Genomic DNA, 24,759 nt, shown 5'->3' on the forward strand with positions numbered 1-24,759 from the left:
TGATTTTCATAAGAAAACAATGCGAATAGACAAGTATTTATGGTGTGTAAGGTATTTTAAAACCCGAAGTTTAGCAACCACAGCATGTAAAAAAGGACATATAAAAGTTAATGGCGCCACGGTAAAACCGAGTCGCGAAGTTTATCCTCAGGATACTATAGAAGTACGAAAAGACCAGATAAATTACAGTTTAAAAATTAACGACCTGCCACCCAATCGTGTAGGCGCAAAACTGGTAGACATTTACCGGGTAGATACCACCCCAAAATCGGCCTTCGAAGCTCAGGAACTCCTTAAATTTGCTAAAGACCACTACCGTAAAAAAGGTACCGGACGCCCAACGAAAAAAGATCGTCGTGATATTGAAGACTATAGAGAGGAACACGACGATACCGAATCTTAAAACCACAGACCTCTTACAGATAAATTAAAAAAGAGTAACAAGATAAAGCAACTGTTTTTTATCTTTGATTAAATATTGAAAACATCTATGACAACGTCAAAACATATTATTTTAAATCACGAGGAAATCAATCATAAGATTAAGCGAATCGCCTATCAGATTTATGAAACCAATGTCTACGAAAAAGAAGTCATTTTGGCCGGAATAGCGAACAACGGATATATTCTTGCCGAGAAACTAAAAGACGCGTTAAGTGAAATTTCTCCGATTACTCCGGTATTATGCAAAGTTACCATAGATAAAAAAAATCCAAGAACGCCTATAAATACGTCTTTAAAAGTAGAAGATTACAAAGACAAATCCATAGTGTTAATAGACGATGTACTAAGCTCGGGAACAACTTTAATTTACGGTGTAAAATTCTTTTTAGATGTACCACTAAAACAATTTAAAACGGCTGTATTAGTCAATAGAAACCATAAAAAATACCCGGTAAAAGCCGATTTTAAAGGCATTTCTTTATCCACGTCGTTAAATGAACATGTTAATGTAAATCTGGATGGCGAGACCTTTGAAGCTTATCTAGGCTAAAGCCTGCATAAGGGCATCTAAAATTGCCAGCTCTGTGGTATTACTTACTTCCAGCGTGACGTCTGCCTGACTGTAAAACGGTACACGTTCAAACAAATGTTTTCCTATAAACTCGGTTAAATCATCTTCAGATTCAAATCGGCTTAATATAGGGCGTTTGGCTCGTTCATGTTTTAATCGCTTTACCAGTTCTCCAATAGAAGCTTTAAAATAAACCGACTTTGTTTTAGGATAGGTTTTAATAAGTTCCATATTATTGGCATAACACGGGGTGCCGCCACCAAGAGCCAAAACCACATCCGACTGGTTTTCCAGAATCGCCTTTAAATGCTCGTGTTCCTTTTTTCTAAAATAAATTTCTCCTTTTTGGGCAAACAGTTCCGATATGGATAGTCCTTCCTTCTCTTCAATATAATCGTCCAAATCGATAAAGGGAATATTAAGGCTTTCTGCTAATTTCCGACCTAAAGTGGACTTCCCCGACCCCATATAACCTAATAAAATAATCGTCATAAAAACTGTTTTAAATTGATAATGAAACCCCTACAAAAGAGCAGAGCAAAAAAACAAAAAAAAATTCAAAAACACGCTTGTAATTCTAAAGAAAGGTACTATATTTGCACCCGCAATACGGAAACAATTGCAATGACCTGGTAGCTCAGTTGGTAGAGCATCTCCCTTTTAAGGAGAGGGTCCTGGGTTCGAGCCCCAGCCCGGTCACAAGAAAAAAGTTAAGCATTTCGCTTAACTTTTTTTTATTTTTTAGCCTTCTTAAAAAAGCGCACGTGGCGGAATTGGTAGACGCGTTAGGTTGAGGGCCTAATGATCGCTTAGATCGTGGAAGTTCGAGTCTTCTCGTGCGCACTTTAAAACAGCTACTAAGTCTACTTTACCACCGGTGAACTCCATGAGAATTTTGTGTTTTGCATCGTGATAAAATATAATTTTAATTAATTTTAAACACCATATCTTCGATAAGATTGGCACAAATGTGAATACGTTTGCTAATCTCCTTAATTTGAGATAGAATTTCCCTATGCATTAATATGTGCTTCATTTCACTTTTGCTAAAAAGTTCAGACAAATGAACAGCATAGCTTTGAATTAATTCATTATCCAGATGAATAATATCGCCCACCGTTTTTAGTGCTGTATCATAATCCTTTTTGCTTAGTAAATTAAATCCTTCGGTGAGTCCAGACATTTCCTGTCTCAATATACCAAACACTTCCTGATATTCGCTTAGCTGATACATTTTATAAGCTTCCAGTTCTGTAATTAAATGTTTAATACTTAAGGCTACCCAATACAAATGAGAATACCCCCTACTTATGGATTCCCGATCTACAGGCGTTATAAATGTTCCGTACAAATCTTTTAAGCCCTTTGCGTGATTATGCTTTAAGTCTGTTATTAAATCGAGAATATGTGTCGCATCCTGATTAGAATCATCAGAATAAAAATCTGAAAGCGCTTCCACTATAAACAGTGTCTGAAGACTTTGCTCTCTTAAAGATTTAAAAAAATCTATTTCCTTTGGCAGAATCCAGGACTTTAATTTACGAATCATAATTTAAGAATTTTCATAATTATAAAACAATAGATGAATCCCAGAAGAAATGACACAGGGATATTAAACAACCAACCTTTTAGTATAGAAGCCGCAACAGTCCACCGCACATGTTTTGGTCGTTCTGCCGCTCCAACTCCCATTAAAGAAGTAGTTACTACCTGTGTGGTAGATGTAGGAGCTCCTATTAAAGAGGATCCTAATATTACAATGGCAGCCCCTACCTGATCTGCTATGGAATGAATTAATTTTACCCTGTAAATTCCAAAACCAACCGTTTTAATAATACTCCAACCACCAAATAAAGTCCCCAGTGTAATGGAACTGGCGCATAATACAATTACCCAGAAAGGCACAGTAAACTCGGAGTACATATTATTAGCCAACAGAAGCATGCCTATAATCCCCATCCCTTTTTGACTATCATTGGTACCATGACTGAATGCCAGCCAGCTCACCGTAAGATATTGAGTTAAGACTAATGCAGGTTTTACTTTTTCCGAAAAACGTCTTAGTCCATGTAATAGTCCTTTCATGATAAGGAAACCTATAAAAAAACCAGCAAGAGGGGAAAAAGCCAGTCCTATAAGTATTTTAGTAAATCCCTCCAGCTGTCCCTGTAATAGGGCTGAAAATCCCCAGTTAACAGCATGACTGCCTAAAGCAAAAATAGCAGCTCCAATTAAACCACTGGTTAATGAATTAGAAGACGAACTGGGTAAGCCAAATTTCCAGGTGATGAGATTGTAACAAATTGCTGCAAGCATAGCGGCCAAAATTACACTTTGAGCCAGTTCACGAGATACTCCTTCAATGGAAATAAATTCACCTATAGTATTTGCTACTGCTAATCCGCCTAATAAAGGGCCCATAAACGTAAATACACAAACAATAAAAATAGCTCTTGCAGGAGACATGGTTCTGGAGGCTATGGCAGTTGCAACCATATCTGCGGCATCGTGAAAACCGTTTGTGAAATCATAAAAAATAACCAATCCTATTCCTAAAAAGAGCATAATGTGGCCTCACATAATTTAAAGTCTTACTGAAGGTAACAATTTTAAAAAGACTTTCCGAACTGAAAATTCAGAAGTTTTAAATCCCGAGACGCAAAGCCCATAGATATTAATCTTTCCAGGTAAAAAACAGGGCTAACATACACCCATTTTGCTTTTATTTAGTCTACGCAGGCCTTATCAAATAATTTATTTCACCTGTAAATACCTGAAATTAAATCGTTTATTTTTTTTATTAAAAAAAGCATTGTTTTTCTAAATAAAGGTCATATATTTGCACCCGCAATACGGAAACAATTGCAATGACCTGGTAGCTCAGTTGGTAGAGCATCTCCCTTTTAAGGAGAGGGTCCTGGGTTCGAGCCCCAGCCCGGTCACAAGAAAAAAAAGTTAAGCATTTTGCTTAACTTTTTTTATACCCTAAATCTAAATATTAATCAATTTTTCAGTAAGTCTTCCAGTGTAGCATGCACAAGATTACTGTTCCAGTTAGATGCTCCCGTTTTATCTATTACCACACGACCTGTTTTATCTATCACTAGTGTTCTGGGGATACTCGAAGTCTCTAGTAGCTCTGGTACCGCTGTTGCAGACCGATACACTTGTAGTTTATAGCCTTTTTGTTTTAAAAATGATTGCACAGTCTCCGGTGGTTCGTTTGAAATAAATAAAAAGTCTACTTGCTCCTTATAGGCGTCATGCAAAGCGACCAAACCATCCATTTCTGCAATACAGGGCGGACACCAGGTGGCCCAAAAATTTACAAGTACCACATGACCCTTCGACTGGCTAAAATCATAAGCCTGACCACTTAAATCAACCAGTTTCCAATTGTAGTCTCTGAGCTGTTCCTGTTTGGCTTCGGCTATAACCGACGGACTAAACTTAGCCAGTCCCTTCTGTAAAAACACCTGAATAGGTTTACGCGTCTGAGGTACGATTAAAATAATTAAAACAGCCAAAAACCATAAGTTGCTGCGTTGCGATTTTGTTAATTTCATCTGTGTATTCCCTTTATTTTGGATAGCAAGATAAACACAAAAAAAAGCTCTTAACGTAACTCAGGTCACTTAAGAGCTTTAATAGTATAATACCTGATATTTATTTAGGCATTTTGTTTTTTAATTAAATTTAAGGCAGAGCCTTCTTTATACCATTCAATTTGGGCATCGTTATAAGAGTGGTTTAGTTTAATAAGGTCTTTACTTCCATCAGCATGAACAGCTTCTAAAGTTAATTGCTTATCCGGAGCAAACCCATCCAAATCTAAAAAGTTAAAGGTATCATCCTCCTGAATTAAATCATAATCATTTTCATTCGCGAAAGTTAGTCCCAGCATCCCTTGTTTTTTAAGGTTTGTTTCATGAATCCGTGCAAATGACTTAACAATAACTGCTGCTACTCCCAAATGACGCGGCTCCATGGCAGCATGTTCACGAGACGACCCTTCTCCGTAATTATGATCGCCAACGACTATAGATTTTACTCCCGCAGCCTTATAAGCGCGAGCTGTATCCGGTACTCCACCATAATCCCCTGTCAATTGATTTTTAACGAAATTCGTTTTCTGATTATAGGCATTTACGGCACCAATTAAACAGTTATTGGAAATATTATCTAAGTGCCCACGAAAACGCAACCACGGACCAGCCATAGAAATATGGTCTGTAGTACATTTACCAAAAGCTTTAATTAAAAGTTTTGCTCCTGTAACGTTATCTCCAATAGGTTCAAATGGCGTTAGTAACTGCAAACGTTCGGAATCCGGAGACACCACAACTTCTACATCACTACCATCAGCTTTTGGAGCCAGATACCCGTTTTCCTTCACTTCGAATCCTTTAGGAGGCAATTCCCATCCTGTTGGTTCGTCGAACATCACTTCATCTCCATTTTCGTTAATTAGCTTATCTGTCATCGGGTTAAAATCAAGACGACCTGCTATAGCGATAGCTGCCACCATTTCCGGAGACGCCACAAAGGCATGGGTATTCGGGTTTCCGTCAGCACGCTTCGCAAAGTTTCTGTTGAACGAATGAATAATACTGTTTTTTGGAGCATTTTTAGGGTCGCTATATCTCGCCCATTGCCCGATACACGGCCCACAGGCATTAGTAAATATTTTAGCGTCCAGTTTTTCGAAAATAGAAAGGATACCGTCACGCTCTGCCGTATATCGTACTTGTTCAGATCCCGGATTTATACCAAAATCAGCTTTCGTAACCAAACCTTTATCCAAAGCCTGTTGCGCTATGGAAGAGGCGCGGGATAAATCTTCGTAAGACGAGTTTGTACACGAACCTATTAATCCCCATTCCACTTTTATTGGCCAGTCGTTTGCCTTGGCTTTTTCTGTCATCTCAGAACCTGCCGGTGTTGATAAATCAGGCGTAAATGGTCCGTTTAATAGCGGAGACAACTCGGATAAATTAATCTCGATCACCTGATCAAAATAATTCTCAGGATTTACATACACTTCCGGATCGGCGGTTAAATATGATTTTACTGCGTTGGCGGCATCTGCCACATCAGCTCTTTCGGTTGCTCGCAGGTAACGTTCCATCGATTCATCGTAACCAAACGTAGACGTGGTCGCACCAATTTCAGCTCCCATATTACAAATGGTTCCTTTTCCCGTGCAGGACATAGACGTTGCTCCAGGTCCGAAATATTCAACTATAGCACCGGTTCCTCCTTTTACAGTCAGAATCTCCGCTACTTTTAAAATAACATCTTTAGGCGCTGTCCATCCCGATAATTTCCCGGTTAACTTCACCCCTATAAGTTTTGGGAATTTTAATTCCCAGGCCATACCAGCCATAACATCTACAGCATCGGCACCTCCTACTCCAATGGCTACCATCCCCAATCCTCCGGCATTAACCGTATGCGAATCGGTACCAATCATCATTCCACCTGGAAATGCATAATTTTCAAGAACAACCTGATGAATAATACCAGCTCCCGGTTTCCAGAATCCGATTCCATATTTATTAGATACCGACTCTAAAAAATTAAACACTTCGCTACTTACATCGTTTGCGTGTTTTAAATCTTTAGACGCGCCGTCTTTAGCCTGAATTAAGTGATCGCAATGTACCGTAGTAGGTACAGCAACCTTATCTTTCCCGGCCTGCATAAACTGCAATAAAGCCATTTGCGCCGTTGCATCCTGACACGCAATTCTATCGGGTGCAAAGTCTACATAATCCTTGCCTCTAACAAAAGGTTTGGTGGGTGTACCATCCCAAAGATGGGAATATAAAATCTTTTCGGATAATGTTAATGGTTTACCTTCAATCTCACGTGCCTTATCCACACGGTCTGCGATTTGACTGTAAACCTTCTGTATCATATCAATATCAAATGCCATAAATTCTCGTATTGTTTATTTATTTTTTTTTAGTGTCTACAAGATACAAAATAAGTATCCGACTGAAAAACATTAGCATACCTGCTTTTCCTAAAGAAAACCTAAAATATTGACATAAAAAAAGTCCGGGTATAAAACCCGGACTTCTATATAAATTACAATAAGAATGTTCCAATTAAAGCACCAATTGCTTTTGCGATGGTTTAAACTTAGTTAATACAATACCGTCTACAGCAGTTTCGTATTCTTCCATGGTTGGCGTTCTACCCAAAATAGTAGATAATACTACTACCGGAGTTGAAGACAATAAAGATTCCCCTTTCTTCTCTCCTGAATCTTTTACCACTCTTCCCTGGAATAAACGTGTAGATGTAGCCATAACCGTATCTCCCGGTTCTGCTTTCTCCTGGTTCCCCATACACAGGTTACAACCAGGACGCTCTAGATACAACATGTTTTCGTACTTGGTACGTGCTAAACCTTTTGGTGCACTATCATCAAACTCAAATCCTGAGTATTTTTGTAAGACTTCCCAATCTCCTTCAGCTTTTAACTCATCAACAATATTGTATGTGGGAGGCGCTACTACTAAAGGTGCCTGGAATTCTACTTTACCTTGTTGCGCTTCGATATTCTTTAGCATTTGTGCTAAAATCTTCATATCTCCTTTATGAACCATACAAGATCCTACAAATCCTAAGTCAACTTTTTTAGTTCCTCCGTAGTATGACAACGGACGGATGGTATCGTGTGTATAACGTTTAGAAACGTCATCGTTATTTACATCAGGATCTGCAATCATTGGCTCAGCAATTTCATCTAAATCGATAACTACTTCAGCATAATATTTTGCATTGGCATCAGGTCTTAATGCTGGTTTGATACCTGTTTTAACCTCCTGAATTCTTTCATTTGCCTTATCAACTAAACCTTGAAGCACTTTTCCTTCGTTATCCATACCTTTTTCAATCATGATTTGGATACGATCTCTGGCAATTTCTAAAGATTCAATTAAAGTCTCATCTTCTGAAATACAGATAGAAGCTTTCGCTTTCATTTCTGCTGTCCAGTCAGTAAATGTAAAGGCCTGATCTGATGTCAGTGTTCCAATGTGTACTTCAATTACACGACCCTGGAATACATTTTCACCATCGAATTGCTTCAACATTTGTTGTTGCGTAGCGTGTACTACATCACGGAAATCCATGAAGCTTCTCATGTTTCCTTTGAAGGTTACTTTTACAGATTGTGGTATTGGCATAGTCGCCTCACCTGTTGCCAAAGCCAATGCAACAGTACCAGAATCGGCACCAAAAGCAACTCCTTTAGACATACGTGTGTGCGAATCTCCACCAATAATAATGTCCCAGTCACTTACTGTAATATCGTTTAATACTTTGTGAATTACATCGGTCATCGCGTGGTATTCACCTTTAGGATCACGCCCGGTAATTAATCCGAAGTCATTCATAAACTTCATCAACTTAGGAATGTTCGCTTTAGACTTATCATCCCATACAGAAGCCGTGTGACATCCAGATTGGTAAGCTCCATCAACAATTGGAGAAATGGTAGTTGCCGCCATAGCTTCCAATTCCTGAGACGTCATTAATCCAGTAGTATCCTGAGATCCTACAATGTTTACTTCAACACGAACATCAGAACCAGCGTGTAATGTTTTGCCTGGTGTAGTTCCAACGGCATTTTTGTTAAAGATTTTCTCAACTGCTGTTAAACCTTGTCCTTCAATAGAGATTTCTTTTGAAGTTGCGTACACCTGAGGGATTTCGATATCTAAAACCTTCGCAGCAAACGTTTGTAATTTTTTACCAAATACAACAGCATAAGAACCACCGGCTTTGATAAACTCCATTTTTTGTGGTGTTAAAGAAGCACTGATATCAATTAACTCCTGATCACCATTATATAATTTCTTAGTTTTTGTATTGATTGTTAATACAGTTCCGGTTTCTACTGAATAAGCTTGTTCTAAAACAGCATCACCATTTGCATCTACCACTGTATTTCCTTCAGCATCTTTTTGCTTTACCCAGTTTTTAAGATCGATACCGATACCACCGGTTACACCAACTGTAGTTAAGAAAATAGGGGAAATTCCGTTAGTCCCGGCAATTACCGGAGCAATATTGATAAATGGTACATATGGACTTGATTCAATCCCTGTCCATAAAGCAACATTATTTACTCCTGACATTCTTGAAGATCCAACTCCCATAGTTCCTTTTTCAGCAATAAGCATAACACGCTTATCTGGGTGTTGCGCTTTTAGCTCAGCTAATTCCTGTTGCATATCTTTATTATGCTCAAAAATAGACTGGCCATGTAATTCACGGTCTGAACGTGAATGCGCATCGGCTCCAGGAGATAATAAGTCAGTTGAAATATCACCTACCCCAGCAATAAAAGTAACTACCTGAATTTCTTCCTGTACTTCAGGAAGCTTTGTAAAGAATTCTGCTTGGGCATAGCTCTCTATAATTTCCTTAGCAATAGCATTCCCTGCTTTAAAAGCATTTTCTAAACGCTCTGTATCGGCTTCATATAGGAATACTTGTGTTTTTAATACTTTAGCAGCTTCTTGCGCTATAGCTTCATCATCTCCAAGCGCTAAATCTAATAACACTTTAATAGATGGTCCACCTTTCATGTGAGACAATTGCTCAAAAGCAAAAGCCGGAGAAATTTCTGCTACTATAGCTTCTCCCAGAATAATATCTTTTAAAAATTCTGCCTTTACCCCTGCTGCACTCGTAGTACCAGGTAATGTATTATAAATAAAAAAGTTTAGAGCATCTGCTCTGTTTTCGTTATCTGTAGCTTTAATAAGCTCAATAATTTCACTTAACAGCTCAGCACCATCGATAGGTTTAGGATGAAGTCCCTGAGCTTTTCTTTCTTCGATTTCCTTAATGTAATCGTTGTAAATTTTCATAATTGAAGTCTTATCGCTATTACACGTTTATCACACAAACATAGTATCTGTATATTCAGCGCACTGAAAACGGACTTTCTTTGTCATTTTTAAACTTCTGTAATACGTTTTTTTAAATTAAAGTTATTTTAAAAGCGACGCAAAATACGAATTAAAAAAGTAATTAAAAAATGTTCAATGATACGCAGGTATTAATAACTTATATTTAAGAAAATTTAAGTTTTTAAAGAATTTAATAAATTAAAATTCCTGATTTTACTAAACCATCAATAAATTAACAGATAGAGACACGTAGATTGAAAGATTCTCAATAAAAATTAATTAGAATGATTCTAAAATAAGCTTTTAATAATTTCTTCTATAGAAATACCTTCAGCTTCAGCTTTGTAATTTTTAATGATTCTGTGTCTCAAAATTCCCGTAGCCACGGCCTGAACATCTTCCATATCTGGAGAGAATTTACCTTTAAGCACAGCATGGGTTTTAGCGGCCAGAATTAAATTTTGTGAAGCGCGAGGTCCTGCCCCCCAATCGATGTATTGCTTCACTAAAGTAGCAGCTTCGGATGCATTTGGTCTTGTTTTACCCACTAATCTCACAGCGTATTCCACGACATTATCGGCAACCGGTATTCTACGAATAAGGTGTTGGAAGCCAATAATTTCTTCTGCCGTAAAAAGCGCATTTACTTCAGCCTGACGGTCGGAAGTTGTAGCTTTTACTACATCTACTTCTTCCTGGAATGTCGGATAATCCAAATGAATAGCAAACATAAAACGGTCCAGCTGAGCTTCCGGTAAAGGATAAGTTCCCTCCTGCTCTATCGGGTTTTGAGTTGCCAGAACAAAATAAGGCTGTTGTAATTTATAATGTTGTCCGGCTACCGTTACTGCGCGTTCCTGCATAGCTTCCAACAGAGCTGCCTGAGTTTTAGGCGGCGTTCTGTTTATTTCATCCGCCAGAATGATATTGGAAAAAACAGGACCTTTTATAAATTTAAAATGCCTAGTTTCATCTAATATTTCACTTCCTAAAATATCACTAGGCATTAAATCGGGTGTGAACTGAATACGTTTAAACTCAAGTCCCAGTGCTTTAGAAATGGTATTTACCATTAAGGTTTTTGCCAAACCCGGCACCCCGATTAATAAGGCGTGACCGCCGGAAAAGATTGAAATTAAAATTTGCTCGACAACCTCATCCTGACCAATAATAACTTTGGCTACTTCAGATTTTAGGGTCTTATATTTTTTTACAAACTGTTCTACTGCGGCAACGTCTGACATACTTATTTTTTTAACCAGTTACTAGAAAACTCACAATCTTTATAATCTTTACTTATTTTTATATAAGTATCCATTATTTTTTCCTCTTGCCATTTTTCTATCGCCTTTAACTGCTTTTCGTGTAACGCCAGTTCTTTAATTTTTAAATAATCCTGAGCATAATTAGCTTCGTGTTCATCAACACGGCCGGTAACTGTTAAAATCTTAAACTTAATTTTACCGTTACGCTCCTGATCTGTCAATACTAAACTTACCTCGTTATCTTTAAGGTTTTGAATTTGACCATATAATTCAGGATCCATTTTAGTTAGTTCAAAGTTATAATCCTGAGTCGCCGGATTAATAAGCTGACCACCGTCATATTTGGTTTCTTTTTCATCACTCGATTCCTTCGCTGCTTCGGCAAAAGTAATATCGCCATCTACAATATGTTGTCTTACGCCCTCCAGTTTTTCTTTGGCTATTTTAATCTCTTCATTAGTCACCTGCGGAATTAATAAAATATGACGCACGTCGTACTCCTGTCCTCTGATTTTTTCAAGATAGATAATGTGATAACCGTATTCAGTTTCGAAAGGTTCTGAAATTTCACCTTCCTGTAACGAAAACGCCACTTCTCTAAACTCTTTAACCATTCTTGGTTGCTTGCGGTTTAAGGTATATAAACCACCATTTCTAACCGATGCTTTATCGTCTGTATATAAAACGACTTTAGAACGGAAACTGGCACCGTGCTCCAGAACGTCTGCCTTAATTTCCTTTAATCGGTTTATTACTTTCGTTTTTTCTTCTTCTGTAATTTTTGGTTCCACTACAATCTGAGCCACTTTAAGTTCGGTTCCAAAAGTTGGCCTTTCATTTTCTGGAATAGCGTTAAAGTATTCGCGAACCTCTTCAGGAGTCACCTCAACCTCTTCAATAATCTTATTCTGCATTTCAGTTGCAAGTTTCTGACTCTTGTTAATTTCGTACATTTCGTCTCTGAAACTCTTTTCGTCGTCTTTATTGTAAATCTTTAATAATTCGTCCATAGAACCATTAGTTTGTTCTAAAAAGGCCTGAATCTGCTGATCGACATACGAACGGATTTCTATTTCAGACACAACGATACTGTCCTGAACGGCGTGATGTGCATATAATTTATCTTCCAGCAATTTTCCAAACAACTCACAACGTGTAAAATCGGCAATGTTGATTCCCTGAGCCTGTAACTGCAAAAAGGTTTTATCTACATCTGAATCTAAAATTATGTACTCTCCAACTACCGCAGCTACACCATCTACTTTTTTTAATTCACCCGGAGTTACGGAATCCTTTACAACTTCTTCTTTAATTTCATCGGGAATAACTTCCTGGGCCATTACTGAAGTTAAACTAAATAAAAGGCCTAATACCAGCGCGTGTTTAAGGTTAATTATAGATTTCAAATTCTTTGTTCTTAATTGCATCTTTTGTAATATCTTTTTCTAAATCTCGGATGAGTTCTAATTTTCTTTTATTAATTACGATTTGATCTATGGTTGGTTTAACATATTCCAGCGGAGCAGTACTACCACGCAACAAAACATCATTAATATGCATCAAATATACTCCTAATGAATCTTTGAGTTGTATAAAATTAGATTTTTTTAACAATTGATCTTTATTTTCGGCAGAGACCACAGAAATCTTACTAATAACCTGACTTACTTTAATCCATATGGAATCGTTTAAGGCATAGGATTTAAACTGAATGGAAATAGAATCCAATTCCCGTTTGTCTTCTGTATTAAAACGTTCAAATTGCTTCTGAATGTCTTTGTAGTCCATACGTTTATCATCCAGATTAATATATCTGAATTTGATTAAATCTTCATTTAATTTAAACGCTTCAATATTGGCATTATAATACGATTCGGCTTCTTCTTTACTTACTGCGGTATCGATACTTCGGGTTACCAGGGCTTCGAGATAGGCCTTAGCATACAAATCGCCTTTATACTGATCTACCAGTTTTTGAAAATCTGCCAGTTTTGATTCGTTAAGATTACGTTTGGCTCCGGCAATTAATAATTGCTGTGTTGCCCAGCTGTTAATATAGTTATCGACCAGTAAGGCACTATCTTCCTCGCTGGTTCCGGCTGTGATAATATCTTTTAAATCTTCCTGATATAAATAGACCTCTCCTACCCGGGCCACCGGAATTCTGGTGTCTTCACTTTTAAAGAAAGTACAGGACACACAACATAAGCCTACAAGTACTACTAAAAATCTCCCTTTCAATTACTGATTGTTATTAATTTCGTTTCTCACCTGCGTTAATACACTCTGATTGACGCTTACAGTGTATTTAGCATGTAAATCCTGAATCCACTGATCTTCTTTTTCAGTTTGAAAATCGCTAATGACATTACCTTTGGCTTCTTCGAAAGATTTGGGAGATTCCGGAAGCACTTGTTTTACTTCGGCTACAATATAGCCTTCGTTATAATCGTAAATCTTGGAGCGTCCTTTTTTAAATTCAAAATGCTCTGGCAGCCCCGGATGATTTACTTCCATAATACCACTGGTAAAAATAACATGCACTTCGTCATTAACATTTACCAGATTTTTTATCTCTTCTAAAGGTACGTTCTTTTTTAAAAGTTTGGAAACAGTTTTAATATCCTTTTTATCTGCCGATGACGCTACTATGGCATCTATACGCTTTTTCCACACGTATTTGTTTTTGTTAGCTTCGTAATACTTTTTAATCGCAGTCGTATCTGTATTTGCTACATTCCAGATTTGTGTTTCCATCAAATCAAACAGTAAAAGGCCGTCTCGGTATTCACTCATAATATTTGCAAAATCCACGCTCTCGTGCTCTAAATTCTCTTCCTGATAGTTTAAGACCTCCGTTTCTAAAAACGTCTTGTACTGTTTAGCTACTATAGCTTTGTATTTTACTTTATCGGAATTAAAACGCTGTTGATGTAATTTCAGGTATGCACCAAAATCACCATAAGTTAACACCTTGCTATCAATCTTTACCAAGGTCGCATCTCCTTTAAATGAAGCCGGCAATTCCCAGGTATTTTCGTAATACGATTTATTTAAAAGTCCTGCAAAGTAAGGTAAAGCATCAAAAGTTTCATCTACATGATACCTTTTAACCAGATTTTGATATCTGGACTCGTCTATGAGTTTAGAGCGACTATCCTGTTTAACACGATCTTCCAGTTCTGGTTTATAATCGTAAAATAAAGGCAACGGTTTTTTATCTAAAAGTTTAACAACATGCCAGCCAAAATTAGTTTGAAAAGGTTTGGAATAGCTTCCTATTTCTGATATCCCAAAAGCCTGGTTTTCGAATTCCTCGGATGAAATCTGTCCGCCGCTAAACGGATCCAGGCGCCCACCACGAATGGCTGTATTTTTATCATCAGAAAACTGTTTTGCCAGCATTTCGAAATCTTCTCCCTGATTCAGTTTTTTATAAATATCATTAATTCGCGATTCCGGATTATATAAAGAATCACCAGGTTTAACATTTGCCACCATAATGTGTGCCACCGTTACTTCACCACGGGAAGCTCTTTTATCCTGTGTCTGAACCACATGATACCCGAACTGTGTTCTAAAAGGCTGGGACACATCTCCAACAGTCGTATTGTATGCAGCGGTTTCGAACGGGTATACCATTCTGAAAGCCGAGAACCACCCCAGATTTTCAGCATAAACGGTTTTACCATCATGACGATTCTTTTGTACCGACTCAAAACCGTCGTCGATTAATTGTTTTCTTAGTTTTACAATTTTAATATAAGCAGCCAAAGTATCTTTCGGGCTTGCATTTTCGTCAACACGTACTAAAATATGTCGCGCTTTAACATCGTATTTTAATCTGTTATAAGCTTCTTGAATAAGCTCATCGGTTACCTTGGTATCTGTTAAATAATTTTTAGCCAGTTGTTTTCTATAGGCGCTTAACTCGCGCTTATACGATTGTTTATTATCCAGCCCTAAAGCCCTGGCTTCCTGAATTTTTAATTTGTAATTAATAAACAACTCCAGGTAGTTATCGACGTTCTTTTGAGATTCGTCTTTTACCAAATCTAAATTCTTATTATAAACTCTTAAAAACTCTGAAGCGTAAACCGGTGTCTGGTCTACTGTAAAAAGAACATCTTCTGAAGAAATCTGCGCTTTAACGGCTACCGAACACACCATAAAAAGCGCTAAGAAAACAGATTTTAATTTCATTATTTAATATTTAACATGAGCAAAAATAACAATATAAAGCTATAATACAAGCTGCTTTAACAAACGACCTAATTATAACTTTAGTATGTCCATTTTCGAGAGATATTACGGGATTAAATTGTTAAAATTTTAAGATTTTAAACACACATTTTCCAGCATATATCACCTGTTTTAATAGTATGCTGGGCAAGGGTTTCTTATTTTTGCAAAAACATTTAGTATGCGCGACTTAAAACTCATCTGGGACTTTAGAGGACCAAACGCCTTAAAAACTGCAGAGCACCACGAAATCCATTTAAAGGAATATATCGCCCTGAATCATCTGCACATAACGATTACGGGATGCACAGCTGTTACCGACATGCATGCTATTGCCTTTTTAGTTGTAAAAGAAGATGAAATGAAACCCTTACGGGATGCTCTAAAACCACATCGCGGACAGGTATACACCCCTTGAGTATTGTGTTAAAAATTAAAAATACACAATGAATTCCTAAAGTGTAAATAGGAATTTAAACTACCTTTGCGGCTTATTTTTGATCTCGCTATTTAATTGACTTATCCATGCTAAACGACAGACGCACGACCAACCTATTACTCTTAATAATAGTAATCCCATTAGTGTTTTACTTATTAAAAACCTTATCGTTTATTTTTATTCCGCTTATTTTCTCCATGTTTATTGCGCTCCTGTTTTTACCCATTATGCGATGGTTAACTAAACGCAATATTCCAAGAACGATTAGTATTATCTTAATTGTATTATTAATTGTATGTTTTTTTAAAATTGGAGGAGAATTAATTAAATTATCCAGTAGAGAAATTTTATCGACAAGCGATGCTTTTTTAAGTAAAGCCCATTCTAAAATTAATCTTTTAATAGGGAATATTGAAGCTTTCTTCGGTACTGATATATTACAGGAAAATACCAGCCTTTCTACTCAGATTTTCAATAAAGAAACCTTATTAAAAAACTTCGGTCCCACTCTTAATTATATTCAAAAGTCATTAACCACCGTGTTAATGACAGCGTTTTTTGTCGTGTTATGGCTCGCTGAATCTATAAACGTACACAACCTGATAAATAAAACCATTTTAAAACAAAAGCATACCTCTATTAAAACCTTTATGAAGATAGAGAAAGACCTTATCACTTTTATAAAGGTCAAGTTTCTGGTAAGCCTCTTAACTGGTATAGGCACAGGACTCGCCTGTTATGCTTTTAATGTAAGTTTCCCGATATTCTGGGGCTTATTTGCTTTTATTATAAATTTCATACAAATGGTAGGCTCTTTTATTACAGTAATTCTACTCTCTATTTTCGCTTTTGTAGAAATTGAAGCCACAAGTACCTTAATATTTTTTATTTTGAGTATTACCGGAGTTCAGGTCTTGTTTGGTGCCATTTTAGAGCCTGTATTTATGGGGAAATCATTTTCTATAAACATCATTACCGTTCTGGTTATGCTTATGCTTTGGGGATTTATTTGGGGCGTACCCGGTCTTATTATGGCTATTCCTATTACAGTATTTATTAAAATTATTCTGGAACAATTTAAAAGCACCCGATTATTAGCCAGCCTACTGTCTAAAAATTAGTGTTCTGAAGGCGGCATCGTTCCAAAAACCCGATCCCAGAATCGGTTAGATACACCAAACGCTTTATCCGGATATTTGTAATGATGTAAGCTATGATGCAGCCATAACTTTTTAAAACGCTTTGGCGGACGCATAATATGTGTGGCGCGATGGACAAAAGAATACATGAGATAACCACTAAAAAAGCCAGGAAAAAAGCCATACACTAAATTACTAATTCCAAGTATCCAAAAGATTAAATAGAACACTCCAAACAAAACAGAGGCCATTAATAAACCTGGTACCGGCGGCATTAACAAACGGTCTTTATCCCTGGGATATTCATGATGAGAACCATGCATTATAAAATGAAACCGCTTAGACCATTCGGCATCGGTAACCCAGTGAAACACATAACGATGTAGTATATATTCGGCAAAGGTCCAGAACAAAACACCAAACACAAATAAACCCAAACACACCAAAGGATTCAATCCTCGTACAGCAATTGCCCAGTATAGTAACCCTGCGATGGTTAAACCATACACTATAATATTAGAAACCGGATTTGTTTTTGTAAGACTTTCTAAAAAAGGATTTTTAAAAATTTGAGCTTGACCGTGTGAATACTTAGTAGTTACTTTAGCTGCCATAAGTCTTATTTAGGTACTTAAAAATACAAAAATTACCCAAACAACCAAAACCCGGTATTCCTCAAAAAACTCAATATACAGTGTTTGAAACAAAAAAAACACTTTAAACCGATTCAGAAGAAATCCGTTTAAAGTGTTTTAAAATATATAGACTAAAAAACCTATAATTACTTCTTATCTTGAGTAATTAGGCGATTCTTTAGTAATCGTAACATCGTGAGGGTGACTTTCGTTAATACCACTGGCTGTAATTTTAACAAAACGGCCGTTTTCTTTTAAAGTCTCTATATCCTTAGCTCCACAATAGCCCATACCTGCACGCAAGCCTCCTATAAACTGATGAATACTTTCAAATAAATCACCTTTATAGTCTACACGACCTACAATCCCTTCTGGAACCAATTTCTTAATATCATCTTCCACATCCTGGAAATAACGGTCTTTACTTCCTTGTTTCATCGCCTCTACAGAACCCATTCCACGATAAGACTTATATTTTCTTCCTTCGTAAATAATTGTTTCTCCTGGTGATTCTTTAGTTCCGGCTAAAAGCGACCCCAGCATCACCGTATCGGCTCCTGCAGCAATTGCTTTAGGAATATCTCCGGTATAACGTATACCTCCATCAGCTATTACAGGAACACCTGTCCCTTTTATAGCTGCTGCCACTTCTAATACTGCTGAGAACTGAGGAAATCCAACTCCGGCAACAACACGTGTAGTACAAATAGACCCAGGACCAATACCCACTTTTACAGCATCAGCACCAGCTTCTACTAAGTACTTCGCTGCTTCGGCAGTTGCAATATTTCCTACCACAACATCTAAATCCGGGAATTTCTTTTTAACTTCTTTAAGTACATTAACCACTCCTTTGGTATGTCCGTGAGCTGTATCGATGATAATCGCATCAATTCCTGCATTGTATAAAGCTTCCGCACGATCTACAGCATCTCCTGTTACACCAATAGCGGCAGCAACACGTAAACGTCCGTAAGAATCTTTATTTGCAATTGGCTTTTGGGTAAGCTTAGTAATGTCTCTAAAAGTAATTAACCCTACCAATTTATAGTTTGCATCAACTACAGGTAATTTTTCAATTTTGTTTTCCTGTAAAATAACTTCAGCATCTTTTAAAGAGGTTCCTTCTGCTGCCGTTACTAAATTTTCGCTGGTCATGATTTCAACAATAGGTCTGTTGTTTTCATGTTCGAAACGTAAATCTCTGTTGGTTACAATCCCTTTTAGTTTCCCTTCGTCATCAACCACCGGAATTCCTCCAATACTATGCTCACGCATATTATTTTTCGCATCTAAAACTGTAGCTGTTAATGGTAAGGTTACGGGATCGATAATCATACCGCTTTCTGCACGCTTCACTTTTCTAACTTCCTGCGCCTGTTGTGCAATGGTCATGTTCTTGTGAAGTACACCAATTCCTCCTTCTCTGGCTATTGCAATAGCCATTGCACTTTCTGTAACGGTATCCATCGCTGCAGAAATAATTGGAATATTAATGGTAATGTTTTTCGTGAATTTTGTTTGAATATTTACCTCGCGTGGTAAAATTTCTGAAAATGCAGGAACTAATAAGACATCGTCGTAAGTTAATCCTTCTCCTACAATTTTGTTTTCGTGTGCTGTCATGATGCAATTAAGATATAATTGCGTGCAAATATACAATTTTAATTACAAAATAATTTACTCTTTAAGATTTAATTATCGGTTTGACTGCAATACGGCAAGAGCGTTTCAAGAGCGTAATTATAACGATCATCCGGATTACTTAAATTACCTTTAAACTCGAGAGCTTTAGGTATAAATAAACGGTAAACACTCTTACCTTTCGCTATACGCTCGATTTGTTTTAAACTGCTTTCATCCATTTTTTGATACACCGATTCCACCCAATTGTATTGCTCTCGTTCTAACATCGCTAAATCCCACTTCAAACAGGTTTCAGAATCAGGTACTTCAGAACGGCTATACAGCGCATTAAGATAGCCAAAAGCCTTACTAAATGCCACTTCACTCCCTAAGTTAGAATAATATATGGTGGACTTTCTTACGAACCATTTATAAGGAAAAGCACTCACATAACTCAACTTTTTAGAAATAAAACGTGCCATTTTAACCCAGTTCACATCCACCTTTTTGTCATGTAACTCGCCTTGTAACCAGTTGTAAAAATAATATCGCTGCTTTACAGTCGGATATTCTTCAGGGCAATTATGAAGCAAATTGTATCGATTTGCATTGTTGTAGAGACCGTTATTCTGTATTCTATCTCTTTTTAACCAATCTCCTTGTGCTAAATGTTCCTGCTTAGTTGCTTTCTGGTACGCTTTTAAACTTTGCCACTCCTTAGCATAGCTACTTTGATATACGCCTAGGATAAATAATGCATACCAGCAGACAGAAGAAAAAATTCGATTAAAACACATCAGGCTAAAACCTAAAGTTAGGGAATTAATCTAATAAGAATTTAAACGCTGTTGAAAAAATATTAGCAGTTAAACCATCGCTTCTGGAATAATGCCCATATCTAAAATCGATGCTCTTTAAACCAAATTTCCAGATACTGAAAGATGTAAATATGTCTGTATAATTAAACCCTGCTCCAAATTGATTACTGTTATATTCAGACAAATCATAATCTGAAGTATAATAATCTTCGGTAGAAACATGCTCCTCATATGGTGCAAAATAATCTATAGCCGTTTGTGTATAGTATCTGTAAATGGGGTAAACCGTAAATTTATCGTTTATTTTGAATGGCAACTCTACACTGGCCGTATGCGAAACCAGTCCCCAATCGTCCGTATAAAACCTATAATACGTTCTTAAGGTTAATTTTTGATTGATGTAATAATTTAATCGTGCTCCTACAGGTATTTTAAACCTGGAATCTGGTAAACGCTCCACATCATCAGCCAATTGAAAATCATCGATATAAAAATCGGGTTCATCTTCAAAATACACCCTTTGATGCGGTGTGGAAAGCAATCCTTTTTGCTGAACGATATCAGCGAAAACTGAAACCTGAAGATTCTTATTGAGTATTTGTGAAAAGCTCAAAGACAAGCTGTACGAATTTCGGCCTAAATCGCTAAATTTTTCATATTTATACGGATTATAAGTACCTTCTCCTGCAATATTTGAATATGAAAACCCCGGACGTAGTTCTATGGGGTACTGCGGGTTCCAGGTATCAAGATATACATTGGCTTTTACCCCAATCTCTGTATTTTTTTCATTAAACAAATAAGTGTAACTCCCTCCAAAACCAATAGAAAAATAATCGAATTCTGATGCGACACTAACATGCCCACCCATAATATGATTTCTATCGTCGGATGAATGTGCATAAGCAACAGTTCCATTTACCCAGGTATCCGACCGTGATGCTCCTGAAGAATCTGAAAACGGACTAGCCGGCTTATTCCCATCGAAAGGATTAATATTACTGGACGATGCCGAAGTATAAGCCGAAATTCCGGCATCTACAGTTAGCACATCATCACTATTTAAAGGTACTGCAACAACAAAAGTTGGTGTTATATCCGTCAGTTTTTCATCTCCAATTCCTCCGGAAACTGCCGCATGCTCACCATTCTGAGCATAATAACTCATCAAGAAATCTACTTCTGTAGCTTCTAAAACCCTTTTCTTATACTCAGTTTTAGGTTGCTGACTCCCGTCATTAACTTGAGCCATTCCTAAAGCAGATATACAAAAAATTGCAAAAATTAAAATCCGTTTCATATCTAATTACAGCCGCAGCCCCCTCCTGTTTTTCCACCATTTGCCCCAGCGGACCCTTCGCGATAAAGTTGAAAATTAGTTTCAAAACGCTCTGCCGGGCGTGCCGATAACTGCATATCAGGATCGTTAATATTTACTTTTTCGTATTCTTTAACTGCCATGCAAGACGTCATACTCAATCCAAGTAAACATAGTATAATAACAAATTTCATCATGGTTTAGGTTTTATTAGATCGGAATAATATACAGTTCCGGATTCGTCTATAATGATGCATTCAACACCTTTAAGCTGATTTATAAAATTTAAGCCTACATCTTTCCCCATAACAAATATGGAAGTAGCCAGAGCATCTGCCAGTTCAGCTTTTGGCGCCATAACACTCACACTTATTAATCCTGTACTGGGATAGCCGGTACGCGGATCTATGATATGTGTGTAACGCACATTATTAAACTTTACGAACTTTTCGTAGTTCCCCGAGGTTACTATAGCCTGATTATCCACTGGTAGCATCGCAAAGACCTTCTCCTTGTTAAGCGGATTCGTTATCGCTATATTCCAGGGTGAGCCATTAGTTTGCTTTCCCCAAGTATTCATATCTCCGGAAGCATTTATAATACCGGCAATAACGCCTTTTTTCATTAACAATGCTTTAGCTGCATCTGCGGCATACCCTTTACCTATGGCTCCGAAGCCAATTTTCATTCCCGGTAACTTTAAAAATACGCTAGAGTTATTTTCATTCAGCACTATGTTCTCAAAACCAACCTTTTCAACAGAAGCTTTAATTTCACTGGCATCTGGCATAGTTTTCATGCTTCCATCAAATTTCCAGATTTTATCCATAGAGGCATAAGAAATATCGAAAGCACCCTGCGTTAATTTTGAAATCCCTATAGATCGTTTTATTAAACCAAATAGCTCCTTATCGACTACCACTGCTTGTTTTCCTGCATTGGCATTAATTTTTGAGGTTTCAGAATTTGAATCCCAGGACGATATTAAATGTTCAATTCTGGAAATTTCGGCAATAGCCAGATCGATATATTGATCGGCTTCTATTTGTGAATGTGCCACAACGGTAATATCGAAACGACTCCCCATCAATTTCAAAGTGCGCTTAAATGTACCTTGAGCAAAACTGGAATTTGAGAATACCAATATTAGCAATATCAATACCCGACGCAGCATCAGTTTATAAAATGTTTTAATTTAGACACATATTGTTCAGGCTTCACCTTTTCATAACCGGCTTCTCCTAAAACGTGTCCTTCAGCATCCAGAACAACTACAAAAGGAAAATATCCGTTTTGATTATACAGCCCTGCTAATTGACTATTCTGCTCCTGAATATCCTCCGGCAACTGATTTTCCTTCTTTCTAGGAAAATCTGCCCTCACCAAAATTGCGTTTTCATTAGCAAAGGCCTTAAAAGTCTCCGATTCCAAAATTTGTTTTTCAAGTTTTATACAAGGAGCACACCAGTCGGACCCCGAGAACACTAAAATGATAGCTTTATTACTTTGAGCAGCCTCTGTTTTGGCTACCGGAAAATTAGTCTCCCATGTTTGAGCTTTTAATAAACTAATAGAAGAAAACATTAAAATCGTAAAAACTATGATTCGCATGATTTAATGGTATAGTATTAGACTGATGTTATGTACTAACGTAAATTAACAGGTTTTATTTGAAAGATTTAGTAACTAAAGTTACAGCCATCACTACATCCTGCTGCAACTCTTTTACAACCCTTTTATGTCTCCTGAAAATGGCAGAATCCAGTCCTTGTGTTTCAAATTTATTTCCTGCTGAAACAAATCAACTTCTGGGTTTATAAAAGGCTCCTCCAAACGACCGTTTAGTCCAACGGTACTAGTAACAAAAACCTGAACATTTTGGATACCTTCATTTCCATAGTATTCACCAATCTTATGAGCATATTGCAACATGAGATTTGGATTTGTCCTCAAATTACGTTCCTGTTCAGAAGTTAAAAACTGAGCATTATCAACAGTAAAAGTTGTTCCTGTAATTCCGTCTTTAGCACTAAAAACAGCTTTACCCGTTTTATGCATTAATGCATAGCGCCAGGACCAACGCAGCCCTTCTTCGGTCCATAATAATTCTCCCGGATAACTCAAATAGCGCAGTGGTAAAACCAGTAAAATTATAAAATATACGCCTAAAATAATTTTAGGAAACTCTAAATGAAAGGCATAGTCCTTAGTCATTTTTAAAGCCGTAGGAAGTTTAAGACCGTACTGAATTGGAGACAACAACTGTCTTACCATACGAATTACAGCGTAATGCCATTGCAGGCCAAAGAAAATTAAAGTAGATAACACCAATAAAATCGGTAAAACATTTTCCGGCAATAATACATGGAAAATGAAATGGAAGATTAAAAGAATTATAAAGGAAATAAACCGCGTTTTCTTCCCGTAGAATAATAGTGGAAAACTCAGACAAAACATACTAAAACTCCAGCTAAGTATTTTAGCAAAACCTGCACTTTGAAAAAACTGTGGAGCGGAGGTGTGGGTTTCTGCATATAATTTTAACCAGATTTTAAATGGTTCCCCATGTAACAGCCAATCTGAATTCAGAGTGCCAAGACCTTTAAAAACAAACACCATCACCAAAAGCCATTTTACAGTATCGACACACCAGAAAGGTATGGTTTTAAAACTCCTTCTACTCCATAACGAATCCAGAGAAAATGCTGCATTACAGGGTAAAAAAATCATTAAAAAACTTAAAACACTAATAAAATAGTATTGGTTATAATACACTGCAACATCCATCAGACTCATGTAAGTAAAACTCAGAAAAAAGAGGATAACCGACCATCTGTATTTATACCCTAACATAATTCCTAAAGCAGAAAATACGCACAAACCAAAGATAACATAAGTCCAATGTCCCAGTGGTTGAATCCAGTCTAAAGCATAAAAAGAAAAATGAAATTCAGGTAAAATATAATAGGATTCGATATAGCCCTGCTTCCAGAAAAGCACTAATTTTATCAGCATGACTATTCCGAAAGTCAGCCTGAATCCAGCCAGAGGAGCCGGATGTATCGTTTTATTTAAATATCTCGTCCAAGTTACTCCCATAATACATTACATAAAATTTCATTCCCACATTGAGCACTTTAACTTGTATTCTCGAGGGCTCAGACACGGGTACCAAGCTTTTTAAGAATGATTTAATATACAGTATTTTTTTGTAAGTGAAGTACTGCATTCCTAATTAATTTCAGCTTACTTCGTTATCTTTTTGTCTTTCAGATCATTGCTCAACCTTACTAAAAACTCAAAAACCACGGCTATAATTTCCAAATAAA

The 24,759-nt window shown here is 37.0% G+C and carries 22 protein-coding genes and 3 tRNA genes; 7 read left to right on the plus strand and 18 right to left on the minus strand.

All coding sequences use genetic code 11. The features are described 5' to 3' along the window. The first annotated feature begins 19 nt into the window (after positions 1-19). A complete protein-coding gene (locus tag I3217_RS03745) occupies positions 20-403 on the plus strand; it encodes an RNA-binding S4 domain-containing protein (RefSeq protein WP_435048392.1) in 384 nt (127 codons plus the stop codon). Positions 404-490: 87 nt separating this feature from the next. Then, the gene (locus I3217_RS03750) at positions 491-994 is read left to right on the plus strand and encodes a phosphoribosyltransferase family protein (protein WP_435048393.1); all 504 of its coding nucleotides are present in this window, start codon (positions 491-493) and stop codon (positions 992-994) included. Here I3217_RS03750 and I3217_RS03755 read toward each other — a convergent pair. After that, the gene (locus I3217_RS03755; RefSeq protein WP_435048394.1) at positions 986-1,507 is read right to left on the minus strand and encodes a shikimate kinase; all 522 of its coding nucleotides are present in this window, start codon (positions 1,505-1,507) and stop codon (positions 986-988) included. The two genes, I3217_RS03750 and I3217_RS03755, sit on opposite strands and share 9 nt — an antisense overlap. A 134-nt stretch (positions 1,508-1,641) precedes the next feature. Here I3217_RS03755 and I3217_RS03760 point away from each other — a divergent pair. Both I3217_RS03760 and I3217_RS03765 read left to right on the plus strand, forming a co-directional pair. Further along, positions 1,642-1,714, plus strand: a tRNA-Lys gene (locus I3217_RS03760). Between the two features lie 59 nt (positions 1,715-1,773). Next, a tRNA-Leu gene (locus I3217_RS03765) sits at positions 1,774-1,858 on the plus strand. A gap of 82 nt (positions 1,859-1,940) precedes the next feature. Here the strand turns inward: I3217_RS03765 and I3217_RS03770 are convergent. Continuing rightward, positions 1,941-2,564, minus strand: a complete 624-nt coding sequence (locus I3217_RS03770) for a DUF47 domain-containing protein (protein ID WP_435048395.1) — start codon at positions 2,562-2,564, stop codon at positions 1,941-1,943. Continuing rightward, a complete protein-coding gene (locus tag I3217_RS03775) occupies positions 2,561-3,580 on the minus strand; it encodes an anion permease (RefSeq protein WP_435048396.1) in 1,020 nt (339 codons plus the stop codon). Before I3217_RS03775 ends, I3217_RS03770 begins: the two co-directional genes overlap by 4 nt. Positions 3,581-3,884: 304 nt before the next feature. Between I3217_RS03775 and I3217_RS03780 the strand changes: the two genes are divergently transcribed. Further along, a tRNA-Lys gene (locus tag I3217_RS03780) sits at positions 3,885-3,957 on the plus strand. A 60-nt stretch (positions 3,958-4,017) separates the two neighbouring features. Here the strand turns inward: I3217_RS03780 and I3217_RS03785 are convergent. From I3217_RS03785 to I3217_RS03815, 7 genes are all read right to left on the minus strand, one after another. After that, positions 4,018-4,581, minus strand: a complete 564-nt coding sequence (locus I3217_RS03785; RefSeq protein ID WP_435048397.1) for a TlpA family protein disulfide reductase — start codon at positions 4,579-4,581, stop codon at positions 4,018-4,020. A 104-nt stretch (positions 4,582-4,685) separates the two neighbouring features. Further along, complete coding sequence (locus I3217_RS03790) at positions 4,686-6,953, minus strand: aconitate hydratase (protein WP_435048398.1); 2,268 nt, start codon at positions 6,951-6,953, stop codon at positions 4,686-4,688. A gap of 175 nt (positions 6,954-7,128) precedes the next feature. Further along, positions 7,129-9,906: a bifunctional aconitate hydratase 2/2-methylisocitrate dehydratase gene (locus tag I3217_RS03795; RefSeq protein WP_435048399.1), complete on the minus strand. Its 2,778-nt coding sequence runs from the start codon at positions 9,904-9,906 to the stop codon at positions 7,129-7,131. 332 nt (positions 9,907-10,238) lie between these two features. Beyond that, positions 10,239-11,192, minus strand: coding sequence for an AAA family ATPase (locus I3217_RS03800; protein ID WP_435048400.1), 954 nt, complete (start codon positions 11,190-11,192; stop codon positions 10,239-10,241). 2 nt (positions 11,193-11,194) lie between these two features. After that, complete coding sequence (locus tag I3217_RS03805) at positions 11,195-12,640, minus strand: peptidylprolyl isomerase (RefSeq protein ID WP_435048401.1); 1,446 nt, start codon at positions 12,638-12,640, stop codon at positions 11,195-11,197. Continuing rightward, positions 12,603-13,454 (minus strand): peptidyl-prolyl cis-trans isomerase, encoded by an 852-nt coding sequence (locus tag I3217_RS03810; RefSeq protein WP_435048402.1) that lies wholly within the window; start codon positions 13,452-13,454, stop codon positions 12,603-12,605. Before I3217_RS03810 ends, I3217_RS03805 begins: the two co-directional genes overlap by 38 nt. Next, positions 13,455-15,416 (minus strand): peptidylprolyl isomerase, encoded by a 1,962-nt coding sequence (locus I3217_RS03815; protein WP_435048403.1) that lies wholly within the window; start codon positions 15,414-15,416, stop codon positions 13,455-13,457. A 220-nt stretch (positions 15,417-15,636) separates the two neighbouring features. Between I3217_RS03815 and I3217_RS03820 the strand changes: the two genes are divergently transcribed. Both I3217_RS03820 and I3217_RS03825 read left to right on the plus strand, forming a co-directional pair. Beyond that, positions 15,637-15,873 carry a hypothetical protein gene (locus tag I3217_RS03820; protein ID WP_435048404.1) on the plus strand — a complete coding sequence of 79 codons (237 nt, stop codon included), beginning with the start codon at positions 15,637-15,639 and terminating at the stop codon, positions 15,871-15,873. 107 nt (positions 15,874-15,980) lie between these two features. Further along, the gene (locus tag I3217_RS03825) at positions 15,981-17,015 is read left to right on the plus strand and encodes an AI-2E family transporter (protein WP_435048405.1); all 1,035 of its coding nucleotides are present in this window, start codon (positions 15,981-15,983) and stop codon (positions 17,013-17,015) included. Here I3217_RS03825 and I3217_RS03830 read toward each other — a convergent pair. The 8 genes from I3217_RS03830 to I3217_RS03865 form a co-directional block, all read right to left on the minus strand. Then, positions 17,012-17,647: a sterol desaturase family protein gene (locus tag I3217_RS03830; protein ID WP_435048406.1), complete on the minus strand. Its 636-nt coding sequence runs from the start codon at positions 17,645-17,647 to the stop codon at positions 17,012-17,014. The two genes, I3217_RS03825 and I3217_RS03830, sit on opposite strands and share 4 nt — an antisense overlap. Before the next feature lie 174 nt (positions 17,648-17,821). After that, positions 17,822-19,294: an IMP dehydrogenase gene (guaB, locus tag I3217_RS03835; protein ID WP_435048407.1), complete on the minus strand. Its 1,473-nt coding sequence runs from the start codon at positions 19,292-19,294 to the stop codon at positions 17,822-17,824. Between the two features lie 68 nt (positions 19,295-19,362). Further along, positions 19,363-20,091, minus strand: coding sequence for an Insecticidal toxin complex protein (locus tag I3217_RS03840; RefSeq protein WP_435048408.1), 729 nt, complete (start codon positions 20,089-20,091; stop codon positions 19,363-19,365). A gap of 25 nt (positions 20,092-20,116) precedes the next feature. After that, complete coding sequence (locus I3217_RS03845; protein ID WP_435048409.1) at positions 20,117-21,412, minus strand: DUF3570 domain-containing protein; 1,296 nt, start codon at positions 21,410-21,412, stop codon at positions 20,117-20,119. A 2-nt stretch (positions 21,413-21,414) separates the two neighbouring features. Then, complete coding sequence (locus tag I3217_RS03850; protein ID WP_435048410.1) at positions 21,415-21,627, minus strand: DUF4266 domain-containing protein; 213 nt, start codon at positions 21,625-21,627, stop codon at positions 21,415-21,417. Then, complete coding sequence (locus I3217_RS03855; RefSeq protein WP_435048411.1) at positions 21,624-22,604, minus strand: FAD:protein FMN transferase; 981 nt, start codon at positions 22,602-22,604, stop codon at positions 21,624-21,626. The genes I3217_RS03850 and I3217_RS03855 overlap by 4 nt, the downstream gene beginning before the upstream one ends. Then, positions 22,604-23,041: a thioredoxin family protein gene (locus I3217_RS03860; protein WP_435048412.1), complete on the minus strand. Its 438-nt coding sequence runs from the start codon at positions 23,039-23,041 to the stop codon at positions 22,604-22,606. Before I3217_RS03860 ends, I3217_RS03855 begins: the two co-directional genes overlap by 1 nt. A gap of 114 nt (positions 23,042-23,155) precedes the next feature. After that, entirely contained in the window at positions 23,156-24,529 is a 1,374-nt protein-coding gene (locus I3217_RS03865) for an HTTM domain-containing protein (protein ID WP_435048413.1), read from the minus strand. Positions 24,530-24,759 lie beyond the last annotated feature (230 nt).

This window comes from Formosa sp. S-31 (genome assembly GCF_051172795.1).
In the GTDB taxonomy this organism is placed as follows: domain Bacteria; phylum Bacteroidota; class Bacteroidia; order Flavobacteriales; family Flavobacteriaceae; genus Formosa.